Source organism: Variovorax pasteuri, assembly GCF_051216435.1.
Classification (GTDB): Bacteria; Pseudomonadota; Gammaproteobacteria; order Burkholderiales; family Burkholderiaceae_C; genus Variovorax.
Window position 1 is genome coordinate 313,682 of the sequence record NZ_JBPJZS010000002.1, and the last position, 14,615, is coordinate 328,296.

The 14,615-nt window shown below is 69.5% G+C and carries 15 protein-coding genes; 7 read left to right on the forward strand and 8 right to left on the reverse strand.

What is annotated here, in order from left to right; translation table 11 throughout:
* Window positions 1-50 precede the first annotated feature (50 nt).
* Complete coding sequence (locus tag ACSFBM_RS08575; RefSeq protein WP_435483978.1) at window positions 51-374, forward strand: hypothetical protein; 324 nt, start codon at window positions 51-53, stop codon at window positions 372-374.
* Here the strand turns inward: ACSFBM_RS08575 and ACSFBM_RS08580 are convergent.
* The 6 genes from ACSFBM_RS08580 to ACSFBM_RS08605 are packed head-to-tail and all read right to left on the reverse strand — an operon-like array spanning window position 295 to window position 6,913.
* Complete coding sequence (locus ACSFBM_RS08580; RefSeq protein WP_435483979.1) at window positions 295-1,089, reverse strand: ABC transporter ATP-binding protein; 795 nt, start codon at window positions 1,087-1,089, stop codon at window positions 295-297. The two genes, ACSFBM_RS08575 and ACSFBM_RS08580, sit on opposite strands and share 80 nt — an antisense overlap.
* Entirely contained in the window at window positions 1,082-2,890 is a 1,809-nt protein-coding gene (locus ACSFBM_RS08585) for a branched-chain amino acid ABC transporter ATP-binding protein/permease (protein WP_435483980.1), read from the reverse strand. The genes ACSFBM_RS08580 and ACSFBM_RS08585 overlap by 8 nt, the downstream gene beginning before the upstream one ends.
* Window positions 2,887-3,747 carry a branched-chain amino acid ABC transporter permease gene (locus tag ACSFBM_RS08590; protein WP_435438664.1) on the reverse strand — a complete coding sequence of 287 codons (861 nt, stop codon included), beginning with the start codon at window positions 3,745-3,747 and terminating at the stop codon, window positions 2,887-2,889. Before ACSFBM_RS08590 ends, ACSFBM_RS08585 begins: the two co-directional genes overlap by 4 nt.
* The gene (locus ACSFBM_RS08595) at window positions 3,747-4,970 is read right to left on the reverse strand and encodes an amino acid ABC transporter substrate-binding protein (protein ID WP_435483981.1); all 1,224 of its coding nucleotides are present in this window, start codon (window positions 4,968-4,970) and stop codon (window positions 3,747-3,749) included. Before ACSFBM_RS08595 ends, ACSFBM_RS08590 begins: the two co-directional genes overlap by 1 nt.
* A 52-nt stretch (window positions 4,971-5,022) precedes the next feature.
* Complete coding sequence (locus ACSFBM_RS08600; RefSeq protein WP_435483982.1) at window positions 5,023-5,877, reverse strand: fumarylacetoacetate hydrolase family protein; 855 nt, start codon at window positions 5,875-5,877, stop codon at window positions 5,023-5,025.
* Window positions 5,878-5,935: 58 nt separating this feature from the next.
* Entirely contained in the window at window positions 5,936-6,913 is a 978-nt protein-coding gene (locus ACSFBM_RS08605) for a VOC family protein (RefSeq protein WP_435483983.1), read from the reverse strand.
* A 137-nt stretch (window positions 6,914-7,050) separates the two neighbouring features.
* Between ACSFBM_RS08605 and ACSFBM_RS08610 the strand changes: the two genes are divergently transcribed.
* From ACSFBM_RS08610 to ACSFBM_RS08625, 4 genes are all read left to right on the forward strand, one after another.
* On the forward strand, window positions 7,051-7,740 hold the full coding sequence (locus ACSFBM_RS08610) for a GntR family transcriptional regulator (protein WP_435438660.1): 690 nt from the start codon (window positions 7,051-7,053) through the stop codon (window positions 7,738-7,740).
* Window positions 7,741-7,891: 151 nt separating this feature from the next.
* Complete coding sequence (locus ACSFBM_RS08615) at window positions 7,892-9,037, forward strand: DSD1 family PLP-dependent enzyme (protein ID WP_435483984.1); 1,146 nt, start codon at window positions 7,892-7,894, stop codon at window positions 9,035-9,037.
* A 119-nt stretch (window positions 9,038-9,156) separates the two neighbouring features.
* Window positions 9,157-10,416, forward strand: a complete 1,260-nt coding sequence (locus ACSFBM_RS08620; RefSeq protein WP_435483985.1) for an acyl-CoA dehydrogenase family protein — start codon at window positions 9,157-9,159, stop codon at window positions 10,414-10,416.
* A 53-nt stretch (window positions 10,417-10,469) separates the two neighbouring features.
* Window positions 10,470-10,685 carry a hypothetical protein gene (locus tag ACSFBM_RS08625; RefSeq protein ID WP_435483986.1) on the forward strand — a complete coding sequence of 72 codons (216 nt, stop codon included), beginning with the start codon at window positions 10,470-10,472 and terminating at the stop codon, window positions 10,683-10,685.
* A gap of 15 nt (window positions 10,686-10,700) precedes the next feature.
* On the opposite strand, the gene ACSFBM_RS08630 is transcribed toward ACSFBM_RS08625, so the two are convergent.
* Entirely contained in the window at window positions 10,701-11,015 is a 315-nt protein-coding gene (locus tag ACSFBM_RS08630) for a hypothetical protein (protein WP_435483987.1), read from the reverse strand.
* A 362-nt stretch (window positions 11,016-11,377) separates the two neighbouring features.
* On the reverse strand, window positions 11,378-12,205 hold the full coding sequence (locus ACSFBM_RS08635; protein ID WP_435483988.1) for a crotonase/enoyl-CoA hydratase family protein: 828 nt from the start codon (window positions 12,203-12,205) through the stop codon (window positions 11,378-11,380).
* Between the two features lie 98 nt (window positions 12,206-12,303).
* Between ACSFBM_RS08635 and ACSFBM_RS08640 the strand changes: the two genes are divergently transcribed.
* Together ACSFBM_RS08640 and ACSFBM_RS08645 are read left to right on the forward strand one after the other, a co-directional pair.
* The gene (locus tag ACSFBM_RS08640; RefSeq protein ID WP_435483989.1) at window positions 12,304-14,196 is read left to right on the forward strand and encodes a PhoX family protein; all 1,893 of its coding nucleotides are present in this window, start codon (window positions 12,304-12,306) and stop codon (window positions 14,194-14,196) included.
* 18 nt (window positions 14,197-14,214) lie between these two features.
* Entirely contained in the window at window positions 14,215-14,613 is a 399-nt protein-coding gene (locus tag ACSFBM_RS08645) for a DUF488 domain-containing protein (protein ID WP_435438653.1), read from the forward strand.
* Window positions 14,614-14,615 lie beyond the last annotated feature (2 nt).

Genomic DNA, 14,615 nt, shown 5'->3' on the forward strand with positions numbered 1-14,615 from the left:
TGGCGTAACAAGCCTTCACGGCAGGGGGTGGGATCGGCGATGCTCAGGGCATGCCCATCGCAAATCCGGCAAGTTCACGACCGCCCCGGCGCTCCGGCTGGCGCACCGCCGCGCTGATCTACACGGTCAGCGGCGTGGTGTGCATCCTGGCCATGGCCGTCGCGCCCGACAGCGAAGTGGGCATGCTCGCCGCCATCGCGGGCGGCCTGCCGTGGTCGCTGAGCCTGCTCACGCTGGGCCTGTCGCCGGGCGTGGCCAGCACCGCGCTGGTGATGCTGGCCGCGAGCTGGGCGATCAATGCCGCGCTGCTGTGGTGGCTGGCGCTGCGGCGCCCCCGACGCCCGCGGCAGCATGCGCCGTCGCGCCTGGCGTAGCGCCGGCTTCTTCCAGGCCCAGGTACGCGCGCCGCAACTCCGGCCGCGCCATCAGTTCCTCCGGTCGGCCCAGCGCGACGATGCGCCCCTCCTCCAGCACCGCGGCACGTTCGGCCACATCCAGCGCCATGCCCACGTTCTGCTCCACCAGCAGCACCGCGATGCCCTCGGCATGGATGCGCCGGATGGCGGTGAACATGTCGAGCACCACGCTCGGCGCCAGGCCCAGCGAGGGCTCGTCGAGCAGCAGCAGCTTGGGACGCGCCATCAGCGCACGGCCGATGGCCACCATCTGCTGCTGGCCGCCCGACAGCGAGCCGGCCGGCTGCGCCAGCTTTTCCTTCAGCACGGGGAACAGCGTGCACACATGCTCCATCGAGCGCGAGCGCTCCAGGCGCGCCGCGCGCAGGTAGCTGCCCAGCTCCAGGTTCTCGCGCACCGTCATCTCGGTGAACAGGCGCCGCCCCTCGGGCACCAGCGCAATGCCCTGCGCGCAGAAGCGATGCGGCGCCAGGCGCGAGATGTCCTGCCCCTCGAAGCGCATGCGCCCCGCGCTGATGCGGTGCAGCCCGGCCACCGCGTTGATGAGCGTGCTCTTGCCCGCGCTGTTGGGCCCGACGATGCACAGCAGCTCGCCCTTGCCGATGGACAGCGACACGTCCCACAGCGCGGTCGCCTGCCCGTAGGCGACGCGGATGGCTTCGAGTTCAAGCATGGGCCAGCTCCCTTTCGATGCCGGTTGCGGGCGGTGCGCTCGCCGGTGCGGCGGGGTCGGGCGCCATCGCCTGCCCCAGGTAGGCCGACACCACCTCGGGGCGCTGCATCACGTCGTGCGGCGCGCCTTCGGCCAGAACCTCGCCGCGGTTGAACACCACGATGCGGTCGCACAGCGCCATCACCGCGCGCATCACGTGCTCGACGAAGACGATGGTCGCGCCCTGGTCGCGAATACGGCGAATGAGCGCCACGGCCTCGTCGATTTCCGACGGCGTGAGACCCGACAGCACCTCGTCGAGCATCAGCACCTGCGGGCGCGAGGCCAGTGCGCGTGCGAACTCCAGGAACTTGCGCTGGTGCAGGTTCAGCTCGGCCGGCAAGGCGTGCGCGCGCTCGGTGAGGCCGGTGAAGGCCAGCCACTGCCATGCCTCGGCCTCGGCCGTCTGGCGGTCGAGCACGGCCGCGCCGAACATCGCCGGCAGCGCCACGTTTTCCAGCACCGTGAGGTGCGCGAAGGGCCGCGGGATCTGGTAAGTGCGCGCAATGCCGCCCTGCGCAATGCGGTGCGCCGGCACGCCCGAGATGCGCCGCCCCTCGAACTCGATGAGCCCGGCCGTCACCGCATAGTGGCCGCTCGCGACATTGATGAAGGTCGACTTGCCCGAGCCGTTGGGCCCGAGCAGCCCGAGGATCTCGCCGCGCCGCACCTCCAGGCTCACGCCGCGCAGCGCGTGCACGCCCTTGAAGGACTTGCGCACGCCTTCGGCACGCAGCAGCACCTCGCCGTTGGCAACGGCAGGCTTCTTCGCTTCGGCGGCAACAGGCGCGAGGGCCGGTGCCGACGAAGCGGCCGGCGCACCCCGCCTTGCGCTCCACCACTTCAGCACCTGTCCCAGCAGCCCCTGCGGCATGAACAAAATCACCACGATCAGCACCAGCCCCGTCAGGCCCTTGCCGATGATCGCGCTGTCGCCGCCCGTGAAGGCGTAGAGCAGCAGCGTGATCGCCGTCGCGCCGACGATGGGCCCGGCCCAGTGCCGCGTGCCGCCGAGCACCGCCATCAGCACCACGGTGAGCGGCATCGCGATGGTGAAGGTGTCGCCCGTGGTCACGTACGAGATGAACAGCGCATGCACCCCGCCCACCACGCCGGCCAAGCCGCACGACAGCGCGAAGGCGCCGAGCTTGTAGCGGTAGGTGGGCACGCCCATCACCTCGGCCACGTCCTCGTCGTCATGGATGGCGAACAGGCCCGTGCCGAAGCGCGAGTGGTACACGGCCAGCGCGGCCAGCACCGTGACCACCGCCACGCCCAAGGCCAGCAGGTAGAAGGTGCCCGAGGCGGTCGGCCCGAGCTGCGGCACCGCCACCGCGCTCATGGACACGCCCGGTCCGCCGTCGATGGGCGTGTTCAGGATGATGGTCGCCACCACGAAGGTGGCGGCCAGCGTGAGCAGCGAGAACAGTTCGGCGCGCACCGCCTGCACGCGGAAGGCTACCGCGCCCAGCAGCGTGCCCACCAGCGCGGCCACCACGGCGGCGGCCGGCAGCGTCCAGAGAAAGGGAACGTCGAAGCGTGTCGCCAGCGTGGCCGTGGTGTACATGCCGATGCCGAAGAACGCCCCATGCCCGAACGAGAAGTACCCCGAGTAGCCCGACAGCAGGTTCCACGAGGTGGCCAGCGCCACCCAGTGCAGCACCAGGTAGAGGATGGATTCGTAGAACGCCGGCAGCCCGAGCCACGGCACCACGGCCAGCCCCGCGCCGGCCGCAAGAATCAGCAGGAACGAGCGCTTCATGCCACCCTCCCCGGCCGCACCAGCAGCACGAACATCAGCAGCGAGAACGACACCAGCGGTGCCCACGAGGGTGCGGTCACGGTCATGGTCACGGCCTCGGTCACGCCGATAATGCAGCCCGCAATCAGCGGCCCGAGCGGGCGGCCCAGGCCGCCCAGCATCACGGCCGCGAACACCACGCCGATCCATGCGTAGATCTGCGAGGGCGACAGCGTGTACGCCAGCGCAATGCACACGCCCGCCACGCCGGCCAGCGCCGCGTTCAGGCCCGAGAGCATGAGCGCCAGTGCGTGCTGGTTCACGCCGAAGGCCGCGGCAATGGGCGCGTCTTCGGCCGCCGCGCGCATCGCCTTGCCCAGGTCGGTGCGGCGCAGCGCGAGCCACACCGCCAGCGAGATGCCCACGCCCAGCCCCAGCGTGATGAGCTCGGGCACCGGCAGGTACAGCGTGCCGATCTGCAGCTTGTGCTCCGCGTAGCTCGACTCCAGCTTGCGGTAGTCGGCCGTCCAGGTCCACTGCAGCAGCGCCTCGATGATCACGGTGATGCCGAAGGTGACCAGCAGCGAGTTGAAGGGGCTCACCCGAAAGCGCGTGAGCACCCAGTGCAGCGCCACGCCCAGCACGAAGAACAGCGGCACGATGACCACCAGCGTGAGCAGCGGATCGACGCCGCGGTGGCTCGACAGTTCGTACGTGAGGTAGGCGCCCAGGAAGGCGAGCGCGAAGTGCGCCAGGTTGATCTGCCGCAGCATGCCCCACGACAGGCTGAGGCCGAGCCCCAGCAGGCCGTAGAGCGCCCCGGTGAACAGGCCCGCCAGGATGGACTGGGCCAGCAGCGTGGCACTGGGAAAGCTCATCAGCCGGTCACTCCGCGCGTCTGCAGCTTCGCGCCGGGGGCGGTCCACTCCTTGGGCCACACCACCACCCACTTGCCGTTCTGCACCTGCTTCACCTTGCCGAGGTCGTCGCCGAAGTTGCCGCGCTCGTTGAAGCGCAGCTTGCCCTGGATGGTGTCGACCTTGTTGGCGCGCAGCCAGGTGGCCATGGCCTTGTCGTCCAGGCCCTGCGTCGCGACCACGGCGGCCTCGATGATCTGCCAGGCCGAGAACGAGGCGGCGGCCTGCGTCTCCACCGCCGTGTCGGGCATGGCGGCCTTGGCCGCGCGCTCGCGGTAGAGCTTCACGAACGCGGCGGCCGTCGGGTTGTCGGTGAAGGGCGGATGGTCTTCGAAGATGGTGGTGGCCAGCGCGCCGTTGGCCTCGGGCGCCTTGAGCATCGGCGCGGGCGCGGGCACGTGATAGAAGTGATGCAGCGGCGCGTAGTCGATCTTCTTCATCGCATCGAGCAGCTGGTTGCCTTCGAGGCCGATGGCGCCGTTCCAGATGAAGTCGGGGTTGGCCTCCTTCAGCCGGCCCGCAATGGGGCCGAAGTCGCGGTTGCCGAAGTCCCACTCCAGGAACAGCACTTCCTTCAGCCCGCGCTGCCGGGCCACCTCGCGCGCGCCCAGCGCCACGAAGTGCACCGAGGGGAACTTGCTGGTGACGATGGCGATGGTCTTCGGCGGCTTGGGCGACGTGGCCAGCGCGTCGAACACCATGGCAGGCATCGTCTTCTCGGGGTCGGGGCCGAGCGACCACGCCGGAAACTGCTGGTCGTACTTGGCCAGGCTGGGAATGCCGAAGGTGTGGTGCACCAGCGTCTTGTTGTAGCGCTGGGCCACGCCCATGGCCGAGAGAATGGCGCCCGTGGCATAGGGGCCGATGAGCAGGTCGACCTTGTCGGCCGTCACCAGTTGCTCGTACAGCGTGCGCGCAAGGTCGGGCTTGGACTGGTCGTCCTTCAGCACCCACTCCACCGGCCGGCCCAGCAGGCCGCCGCGCTGGTTGAGCGACTCCACGTAGATCTCGCCCGTGAGCTTGTGCACCAGGCCCGTGGCCGAGAGCGGCCCGGTGAGCGCCAGCGTGCCGCCCACGCGAATGGGCTTGCCCGCTGGCTGCTGCGCGGCGGCGCTGCCGCTGAAGAGCGCGCCGGTGCCCAGGGCACCGACAGCTGCGACGAAGGAACGACGATCGATGCTCATTTTTTTGTCTCCGGAATGGTTGTTGTCTGCGCGGCGTGGAAACAGCCGCGCGTCAGTCGCCGTCGACGACCGGGTTGGAGAGCAGGCCCACGCCTTCGATCTCCACCTCGCACACATCGCCCGCCTTCATGAACACCTGCGGCTTGCGCGCCAGGCCTACGCCCGAGGGGGTGCCGGCGATGATGATGTCGCCCGGCTGCAGCGCGAAGGGCTCGGAGCACACCGACACCAGCGTGGCCACGTCGAAGATCATGTCGCGCGTGTTGGCGTCCTGCAGCACCGTTCCGTTCAGGCGCGTCTGCAGCTTCAGGCCCGCGGCGCCCGCGGGCAGTTCGTCGGCGGTGACGAACTCGGGGCCGAAGGAGCCCGAGCGGTCGAAGTTCTTGCCCATCATCCATTGCGCGGACTTGAACTGGTAGTCGCGGATGGAACCGTCGTTGAACACCGAGTAGCCCGCCACGTGGTTCAGCGCGTCGCCCTTCTTGATGTAGCGCCCGGCCTTGCCGATGACCACCAGCAGTTCGCCCTCGTAGTCGAACTGCGTGGACACGTGCGGCCGAACGATCGGCTGGTTGTGGCCCACCCACGACGACGGAAAGCGATGGAACAGCACCGGATAGGTCGGCGGGTCGAACTTGCTTTCGGCGGCGTGGTCGATGTAGTTGAGGCCCACCGCAATGGCCTTGGAAGGCGACTGCACCGGCGCCAGCCAGTCGATGTCGGACAGCGGCAGCCGCGTGCGCGCGGCGTCGCCGGCCTTCTTCGCGGCGGCCATGGCCTCGGGGCCGCCGCGCAGCAGTTCGTCCAGCGTGGCGGGCAGGCCTTCGGCCGTGAGGTTGACGACTTCCTTGTCGAGGCGCAGGCCGAGGGCCGGCTTGCCGTGGTGGTTGAAGGCGAGAAGACGCATGGAAATTCCTTGTCAGGCGGGGTTGTTCGAACGAAAAAAGAAGCGGTGGCCAGGGTGCTCAGGTCGTGGGCGCCTCGACCTCGTAGTTGGTGACGAAGTCCTCGGGCACCTTGGGGCCCCAGGCGTAGAAGGAGTCTTCGGGCGGGTGGTCGGCGTGGGGCCAGTCGAAGTCGCCGGGCACGAAGTCCATGTCGCAGGAGTACTCCGAATAGCTGCCCCACGGGTCGCGCACGTAGTGGAAGTAGTTCGAGCCGAGCACGTGGCGCCCCACGCCCCAGCCGCGCACGTGGCCGGCGGCGTACATCTGCTCCATGCCGCGCCCGACCTCGTCGATGTTGGCGACGTCCCAGCTCAGGTGGTGCAGGCCCGGCCCGTTCGAATGCGCCATGGCGATCAGGTGATGGTCGCTGCCGTGCGCGCCGTGCATGAAGACGATGAGGTCGCCCGAGCGGTCGGTCACGCGCAGGCCCAGGGCCTCCTCGAAGAAGCGCACCGCTTCGGGCACCTTGGCGCTGAACAGCAGGATGTGCGAGAGCCGGCGCGGATGCACTTTGGGAATGCGCGCACGGTTGGGCGACGCCCCGGTGCCGACCGGCGGGCGCGGCGCCACCACGGGCTCGCTGCCGGCGTCGGGCGCGCTCTTGGCGGCCACGACGAGCTGCACCGCATAGCCCTCCGGATGCAGCACCCACAGGCCGCGGTCGTCGCCCAGCGCATGCGGCGAGCAGCGCGGCACGCCCAACCGCTCGATGCGCGCGGCAATGGCGTCGAAGTCTTCCGCGAAGCAGGCAAAGCGCAGGTACTGCAGCTTCTTCACGCCGCTGGCCTGGAAGAGCGAACCCCAGGCATGGGGATGGCCGGCCGTGTACAGGTCGAGCCGGCCGCCCTCTCGCTTGGGCTCCAGCCCGAAGGCCTCGTAGAAGCGCGCGGCTTCGTCGAGGTCGGGCACGGTGAAGACGAAGGCATCGAGCGAATGAACGCCGTGCAGCGCCGCGCGGTGCGGGCTTTTCTGGGTGCGAAGCTGGATCTCGGCCATGGGTGGTGTCTCCGTTCGGCTGTCCATGTTGGGACAAACAATATATTATTTTGTTGTTAGTCTATTGTTTGGCTGTTTATCCATCATTAGGGTTAACAAGTAACATCGACCGTTTTTCGCGGTGTGACGGGAGTGCAATGAACGAGAAAACGAAGGGCCTGGGCCAGACGCGCCAGGTCTTTGCCGAGCTGCGCACGGCCATCGTGGGCGGGCGGCTGCTGCCGGGCTCCAAGCTCAACATCGCCGCGCTGGCCGAGGAGCTGGACGTGAGCGCGGGCGCGGTGCGCGAAGGGCTGGCCATGCTGGAGGCCGAGGCGCTGGTGGTGTCGGAGCCCGCGCGCGGCTACCGGGTGAGCCCGATTTCGCCCGAGGACCTCGAAGAGCTGGTGAACGCGCGCATCGAGATCGAGAAGCTCTGCCTGGCCGAAGCCATCCGCCACGGCGACCTGGCCTGGGAAGGCAGCGTGGTGTCGGCGCACCACCGGCTGTCGCGGCAGGCCGAGCGCGACGCGGCCATGCCTACGGTGCTGAGCGCCGAATGGACCAGCAGCCACGCCGACTTTCACAACGCGCTGGTCTCGGGCTGCCCGAACAGCTGGCTGCTGCGCATGCACCAGATGCTGTACCAGCAGAGCGAGCGCTACCGGCAGCTGTCGGCGCCGCTGGGCAAGGAATCGCGCGACGTGGGCGCCGAGCACCAGGCGCTGCTCGACGCGGTGCTCAACCGCGACATCCAGGCCGCGCAGGCGCTGATGGGCGAGCACCTGCAGACGACCGGGCGGCTGCTGATGGCCGCGCTGAAGGCGAGCCCGCCCGCCGACCGGTAGGCTGCGCCACCCGGGCTCGGCACAGGCTCGGCACCGTCGTGCGGCCATTTGGGAAACTACGAGGCATCGCACCGAACGTTCGATGCGATCATTTCGCAACGAATCCCGGCCTGCACCGCAGGCCCCCTCTTCCCACAAAGGCTTTTCCTCGATGTTCCAGGACCTGCAAGTCAACGCGCCCCTGATCGGCGTTCCCGGCGGCCGCCATCTGCTCGACACACCCGCACTGCTGGTCGACCTGCCCGCCATGACGCGCAACATCGAACGCATGGCCGCCTTCGCCAAGGCACGCGGCGTCAACCTGCGCCCGCACGTGAAGACGCACAAGTCGGTCGAGATCGCGCGCCGCCAGGTGGCGGCCGGCGCCGTCGGCGTGAGCTGCGTCACGCTGGGCGAGGCGGAGGTGATGGTCGGGGGCGGCATTCCCGGCGTGCTGATCACCTCGCCGGCCGTCACGCCGAGCAAGATCGCGCGGCTCATCAAGCTGGCGCAGCGCGCGCGTCCCGGCGACGTGATGGTGGTGGTCGACAACCCGCGCAACCTGGCCGACCTGGCCCAGGCCGCAAGCGGCCTCACGCACCCGCTGGACGTGCTGGTGGACTACGGCGCCGGCTACAACCGCACCGGCGCCGCCACTCAGGCGAAGGTGCTCGAACTCGCGGCGCTGGCGGCCGCCGAACCGCGCCTGCGGCTGCGCGGGCTGCAGTCGTATGCCGGCAACCTGCAGCACATCGTGGCGCGCGCCGAGCGCAGCGCCGCGGCGGCCGCCCTGCGCGAGACCGTGGCCGGCATCGTCGCGGCGGCCAGGCGCCAGGGCCTGCAATTCGAGATCGTCACCGGTGCGGGCACCGGCACGCACGACCTCGATTCGCAGGAGAACGCATTCACCGAACTGCAGGCCGGCTCCTATGTGTTCATGGACGCGGAATACACGCAGGTGCTCGCCGATGCCGGGCAGGCCTCGCCCTTCGAGGTGTCGCTGTTCGTGCAGGCGGCGGTGGTCAGCACCAACGCGGCCGACTGGGTCACGGTCGACGCGGGCACCAAGTGCTTCTCGACAGACAGCGGCGCGCCGCTGGTGGCGCGGGGCGTCGATGCATCGACCCGCTATGCCTTCTTCGGCGACGAGCACGGCAAGCTGATGGTGCCGGCAGGCGCGCGTCCCGCGCTGGGCGCGCGCGTGGAGTTCGTCACGCCGCACTGCGACCCGACGGTGAACCTGCACGACACGTACCACGTGGTCGATGGCGGCACGCTGGTGGGCATCTGGCCGGTGGACGCGCGCGGCAAACGCTAGTCATCGCGCACGGCATAAGAAAACGCGAAAAGCGTATTTCACAAAAGCCGCGGTGCGGGGGACAGTCGCAGGCCTGTCTCCCCTCTTTCCGGGCGCGCGTCATTGCCGCCCCGCCCCCCATGGAATCCATCCAAGAAACGACGCGCCCCGCAGCGCACGTCGCCGGCGCGCACGCGCCCGGCTCGCAACAACTCGCCGAGCGCTTCCGCCCCGTCTTCCAGCGCATCGCCGAGGGCGCGGCGCAACGCGAAATCGACCGCGAGCTGGCCTACGAGCCCGTGGCCTGGCTCAATGCCGAGCGCTTCGGCGCGCTGCGCGTGCCGCTGGAGCACGGCGGCATCGGCGCATCGGTCGAGCAGCTGTACGACCTGCTGATCGAGCTCGGCGAGGCCGACTCCAACCTGCCGCAGATCCTGCGCGCGCACTTCGGCTTCATCGAACGGCTGCTGGCGGAAATCGACCCCGCCCTGCACGGCCCGTGGATGCGCCTGGCCGCCGAAGGCGTGGTGTTCGGCAACGCCACCACGGAACTCGGCGACGGCGCCATCGGCACCATGCAGACCACGCTCAAGCGCGAAGGCGACGCGTGGCTGCTCGAGGGCGACAAGTACTACAGCACCGGCACGCTGTACGCCGACTGGATCGCGGTGTCGGGCCAGCGGCTGAACGCCGATGGCAGCAGCGACCGCGTGATTGCGCTGGTGCCGGCCGAGGCACCGGGCGTGGAGCGCGTGGACGACTGGCGCGGCTTCGGCCAGCGGCTGACGGCCTCGGGCACCACGCGCTTTCGCAACGTGCGCGTGAAGCCCGAGAACGTGCTGCTCTACGTGCGCGACCAGCCCACGCCGATGACCGCGCATTTCCAGCTCATACACCTGGCCACGCTGGCGGGCATTGCGCGCGCCATCGTGCGCGACGCGGTGGCCTTCGTGCAGCCGCGCAAGCGCGTCTACACCCACGGCAGCGGCAGCACGCCGCGCGAAGATCCGCTGGTGCAGCAGGTCATCGGGCAGCTGGCCAGCACGGCTTTTATCGCTGCGTCCACCGTGCAGGCGGTGGCGCGCGGGCTCGGCGAGATCGACCGCTACCGCGCGCGCGGCGAGACGGTTCCGGAAAGCCTGTTGTTCGAAGTGGAACTGAACACGGCCAAGGCGCAGGCCGGCATCGTCGATGCCGTGCTGCAGGCGGGCACGCGGCTGTTCGACATCGGCGGCGCCTCGGCGCTGCAGGAAGACCGGCGGCTCGACCGCCACTGGCGCAATGCGCGCACGCTGGCCTCGCACAACCCGACCATCTACAAGGGCCGCGTGGTGGGCGACCACCTGCTGAACGGCGCAAGGCCGACCTTCTACTGGGCGGTGGGCGCGATCGCGTCCTGAAGCGCGGGGCGGCGCAGCGCTTAAAGTCTCCGGTCTTCCGACTGGACCTTTTCATGCGCCTGCTGTTGCTTACCCTCGTTTCCTTGGCCCTGGCCGCCTGCTCCACGCCCGTGACGGGGGTGGTGCGGCTGTACGACGGCATCCTTCGCGCGGGCAGCCAGCCCGAGGCCGAGGCCTATTGCCGCAAGGACGGCAACCCGATCCGCTTCCTCGAGCAGGCCGACGCGCCGCAGACCCCGGGCAATGGCGTGCTGTTCAGGTGCGACTGAGCGCGGCCTGCGCGTTCAGACGCGCGGCAATGCGGCCAGGAAGGTGGACACCACAATCGCCGCGGCGCGGTCGAGTTGCAGGATGTCCGCCACTTCGAAAGCGTGCGGCGAGGTGCGTCCGCTCGCGAGGGCCGGCTTGCGGATCTCGACAAGCACTTCGGCCGCCAGTTCGCGGTCGCTGCGCGGCGCCCCGTCGGCATCCATCACCCATTCGTCGACCTGGTCGAACGGAATGCTGCGAAAGACCCCGACGATGGGGATGTACTTGTAGCGATCCTCGCCCACCAGGATGGGCACGCTGAGGTTACAAAAAAACGTAGTGATCGACATGCAGGATCGCTGTCGCGAAACTAAAGCATCCAATTGTTGATGAGCGCGGCGTCAGGGGCCATCCTCCAACGGTCGCTGGGGGAGAAGACGTGACCTTCTGCACACAAATTGTCTCTGAATTCCCTCGTTTTCCCCATAAAACAACTACTTTATTCTTACATATTGGCGCGTAAAGACACTTCCGTTGCTGCCAAACGTTGCAATGGCGTGAAAAAGCGTGCGCGCAGGGGAAGACCGGCACGGCTTTGCCTTGAGGGGGAAAGACACAGAGGGGCCGCGAGATTGCGCGAAGACCGGCCCCGGCAGACTGCTGGATTACCCGACGACGTCGGTGCGCCGCAACACAAGGCGGCGGGCGGGCGTCAGTGCGGGTCGGTGAACTTCGGCGCGCGGCGTTCGATGTTGGCCTTCACGGCCTCGACCTGGTTGGGGCTGCCGATCAGCGCCTTCTGCTCGAGCGACTCGGCCAGCAGCAGTTGCGCCGCGCTCTGCGACGCGCTGCCGTTCAGCAGCCGCTTGCCCGCGCGAATGGCGTCGGGGCTCTTCTGTGCAATGTCGTGCGCCATTTGCAGCGCCTCGGCCAGCGGGTCGGCCGCCACGCGGGTGGCGAAGCCGATGCGCAGGGCCTCCTCGCCCGAGAAGATGCGCCCGGTGTAGGTGAGCTCGCGCACCACGTCGCTGCGGGCCAGCTCGCGCATGAGCACCATGCCGGCCATGTCGGGCACCAGGCCCCACTTGATTTCCATGACCGAGAGCCGGGTGTCGGGCGCCACGATGCGGATGTCCGCGCCCAGCGCCACCTGCAGCCCGCCGCCGAAGGCCACGCCGTGCACCGCCGCAATCACCGGCACCGGCACGTCGCGCCAGACCATCGCCACCTGCTGGGCCGCATTGGAGATGCCGTGGGTGCGCACCAGCAGGTCGGCCCCTGCGGCCCCCTCGCCCAGCACGTCGGCGCCGGCGCCTTCCTGCATGCGCTGGAACGAGGCCATGTCCAGCCCCGCGCAAAAGGCCTTGCCGCGGCCCGAAATCACCACCGCCCGCACCGTGCTGTCGCTGCACAGCGCCTGCCCGGCCTCGATCAGCGCGTCGAACATCGCGGGGTCGAGCGCGTTCATCTTGTCGTCGCGGGCGAGCTGCAGTTGCACCACGCCGTCGGCGTGGCGGGTCGTTGCGATGCGGTCGTTCATCCGGTGTCTCCTGGGGCGGTTCTTGCGCCAGTATCGCGCCGTGCGGCGCTGCGCGATGATGGCGGCTGTCGCCTGCACAACACCTTGAACACCTCGCCATGCCATTGGACCGCCGCCAGTTTCTTCTTCAATCGGGTTCGGCCGCCGCGGTGGTGGCGCTGTTCGGACAGGGCTGTGCCACATCGCTGCCGCCGGCGCCGGCCGCACCTGGCGGTGTGCTCGGCTTCACCGGCGTGCCCGCCTCGCTGCGCGACGGCATCGCGATACCGCCCGAGTACGAATGGCAGCTGCTCTACCCCTGGGGCACGCCCACCGGCGTGGCGGGCCAGATGCCGGCCTTCGCGCCCGATGCCGGCAACAGCGCCGACGACCAGGCGGTGCAGGCCGGCATGCACCACGACGGCATGCACTTCTTCGCGCTCGATGCGCTCGGCGAACGCGGCCTGCTCGTGATGAACCACGAATACACCGACGAGCAGCTGCTGCACACCGATGGCGTGAAGGGCGCGTCGGGTGCCGCGGGCTGGACCGCCGACAAGGTGCGCAAGTCGCTGCACGCCATGGGCGTCTCGGTGATCGAGATCCGCCGCACCGTGCAGGGCTGGCAGCAGGTGCTGCCCTCGCCCTTCGCGCGCCGCGTGCACGGCCGCACGCCGATGCGCATCGCCGGCCCGGCCGCCGGCACGCCGCTGATGCGCACCGCCGCCAACCCGGCGGGCGACGCGGTGCTCGGCACCTTCGCCAACTGCGCGATGGGCGTCACGCCGTGGGGCACCTACCTGACCTGTGAGGAGAACTTTCACGGCTACTTCGGCGGCCCCAAGGAAGCCGCGCAGGCCATGACGCCCGCGCAGCGCCGCTACGGCACGGTGCCGGGCGCGCAATGGGTCGAGTACTGGCGCTTCGACGAGCGCTTCGACCTGAGCCGGCATCCCAACGAACCACACCGCTTCGGCTGGGTGGTCGAGATCGATCCGTTCGACGCGACCGCCACGCCCGTCAAGCGCACCGCGCTGGGCCGCAAGCGGCAGGAAAGCGCCACCTGCACCATCGCGAAGGACGGCCGCCTGGTGGTCTACATGGGCGATGACTCGCGCTTCGAATACATCTACAAGTTCGTCAGCCGCGACAAGGTGCGCCCCGGCACGGACGCCGCCGCGCGCGCCGCCAACCGGCACCTGCTGGACGAGGGCACGCTGCACGTGGCGCGCTACGACGCGGGCGGGCGCGGCCAATGGCTCGAGCTCAGGCACGGGCGCGACGGGCTGGACGCGGCGCACGGCTTTGCCGACCAGGCCGAGGTGCTCATCCACGCCCGGCTGGCCGGCGACATCGTCGGCGGCACGAAGATGGACCGGCCCGAATGGATTGCCGTGCATCCGCAGTCCGGTGAGGTGTACGTCACGCTCACCAACAACACCCAGCGCGGCGACGCCGGCAAGCCCGGCCCCGACGCGGCCAACCCGCGTGCCGACAACTTCTTCGGCGGCATCCTGCGCTGGCGAGAGGACGGCGGCGACGCCGCGAGCAGCGCCTTCGCCTGGGACCATTTCGCGCTCGCGGGCGACCCGGCGCAGCCCGGCAGCGGCGCGCGCTACCCCAGCGCCGATGCCGACATGTTCGGCGCGCCCGACGGCCTGCATTTCGACCGGGGCGGCCTGCTCTGGATCCAGACCGACATGAGCGGCCAGTTGATCGGCAAGCCGCCCTACACCGCGCTGGGCAACAACCAGATGCTGTGCGCCGACCCGGCGTCAGGGCGCATCAAGCGCTTTCTCACCGGGCCGAACGGCTGCGAGATCACGGGCTGCGTGGTCACGCCCGACCGGCGCACGCTGTTCGTCAACATCCAGCATCCGGGCGAGGCGCGCGACGACGGCGACGGCGGCCACAACAGCGCATGGCCCGACGGCACCGTGCCGGGCAGCACGCGGCCACGCTCGGCCACGCTGGCGATCCGCCGGCGCGACGGCGGCATCGTCGGCACCTGAATCCGAGGGAGCAACCCCATGAGCATCCGCATCGTCCGCCTGGGCACGCCGCGCGCACCCGGCGAAGGCTTGCGCGTCGGCACCGTGCGCCGCCCGCCGCGCGGCGTTCCAAAGACCGAGTTCGCCTCGCAGGACTGGTACGACGTGTGGTTCCCGAACCTGGCCCCCTCCGTCGAGACGATGAAGCAGGCGCAGGAGGCACAGGCGAGCGGTTCGCCCGCGCAATGGAACGCCTTCGTGCGCAAGTTCAAGGCCGAGATGGCCGAACCGGATGCGAGCCGCAGCCTCGACCTGCTGGCAGCGCTGTCGCACGGCACGGCGCTGGCGGTCGGCTGCTATTGCGAGCACGAATCGCGCTGCCACCGCGGCGTGCTGCGCAGCCTGCTGGCCGAGCGCGGCGCGGACATCGCGGACTGAAC

Bases quoted from the DNA above. Each gene is read 5' to 3' on its own strand.
- ACSFBM_RS08615 (WP_435483984.1), top strand. From the start codon at position 7,892: ATGTTCCAGGACCTGCAAGTCAACGCGCCCCTGATCGGCGTTCCCGGC.
- ACSFBM_RS08610 (WP_435438660.1), top strand. From the start codon at position 7,051: ATGAACGAGAAAACGAAGGGCCTGGGCCAGACGCGCCAGGTCTTTGCC.
- ACSFBM_RS08605 (WP_435483983.1), bottom strand. From the start codon at position 6,913: ATGGCCGAGATCCAGCTTCGCACCCAGAAAAGCCCGCACCGCGCGGCG.
- ACSFBM_RS08575 (WP_435483978.1), top strand. From the start codon at position 51: ATGCCCATCGCAAATCCGGCAAGTTCACGACCGCCCCGGCGCTCCGGC.
- ACSFBM_RS08635 (WP_435483988.1), bottom strand. From the start codon at position 12,205: ATGAACGACCGCATCGCAACGACCCGCCACGCCGACGGCGTGGTGCAA.
- ACSFBM_RS08620 (WP_435483985.1), top strand. From the start codon at position 9,157: ATGGAATCCATCCAAGAAACGACGCGCCCCGCAGCGCACGTCGCCGGC.
- ACSFBM_RS08595 (WP_435483981.1), bottom strand. From the start codon at position 4,970: ATGAGCATCGATCGTCGTTCCTTCGTCGCAGCTGTCGGTGCCCTGGGC.
- ACSFBM_RS08630 (WP_435483987.1), bottom strand. From the start codon at position 11,015: ATGTCGATCACTACGTTTTTTTGTAACCTCAGCGTGCCCATCCTGGTG.
- ACSFBM_RS08600 (WP_435483982.1), bottom strand. From the start codon at position 5,877: ATGCGTCTTCTCGCCTTCAACCACCACGGCAAGCCGGCCCTCGGCCTG.
- ACSFBM_RS08585 (WP_435483980.1), bottom strand. From the start codon at position 2,890: ATGAAGCGCTCGTTCCTGCTGATTCTTGCGGCCGGCGCGGGGCTGGCC.
- ACSFBM_RS08580 (WP_435483979.1), bottom strand. From the start codon at position 1,089: ATGCTTGAACTCGAAGCCATCCGCGTCGCCTACGGGCAGGCGACCGCG.
- ACSFBM_RS08625 (WP_435483986.1), top strand. From the start codon at position 10,470: ATGCGCCTGCTGTTGCTTACCCTCGTTTCCTTGGCCCTGGCCGCCTGC.
- ACSFBM_RS08590 (WP_435438664.1), bottom strand. From the start codon at position 3,747: ATGAGCTTTCCCAGTGCCACGCTGCTGGCCCAGTCCATCCTGGCGGGC.
- ACSFBM_RS08640 (WP_435483989.1), top strand. From the start codon at position 12,304: ATGCCATTGGACCGCCGCCAGTTTCTTCTTCAATCGGGTTCGGCCGCC.
- ACSFBM_RS08645 (WP_435438653.1), top strand. From the start codon at position 14,215: ATGAGCATCCGCATCGTCCGCCTGGGCACGCCGCGCGCACCCGGCGAA.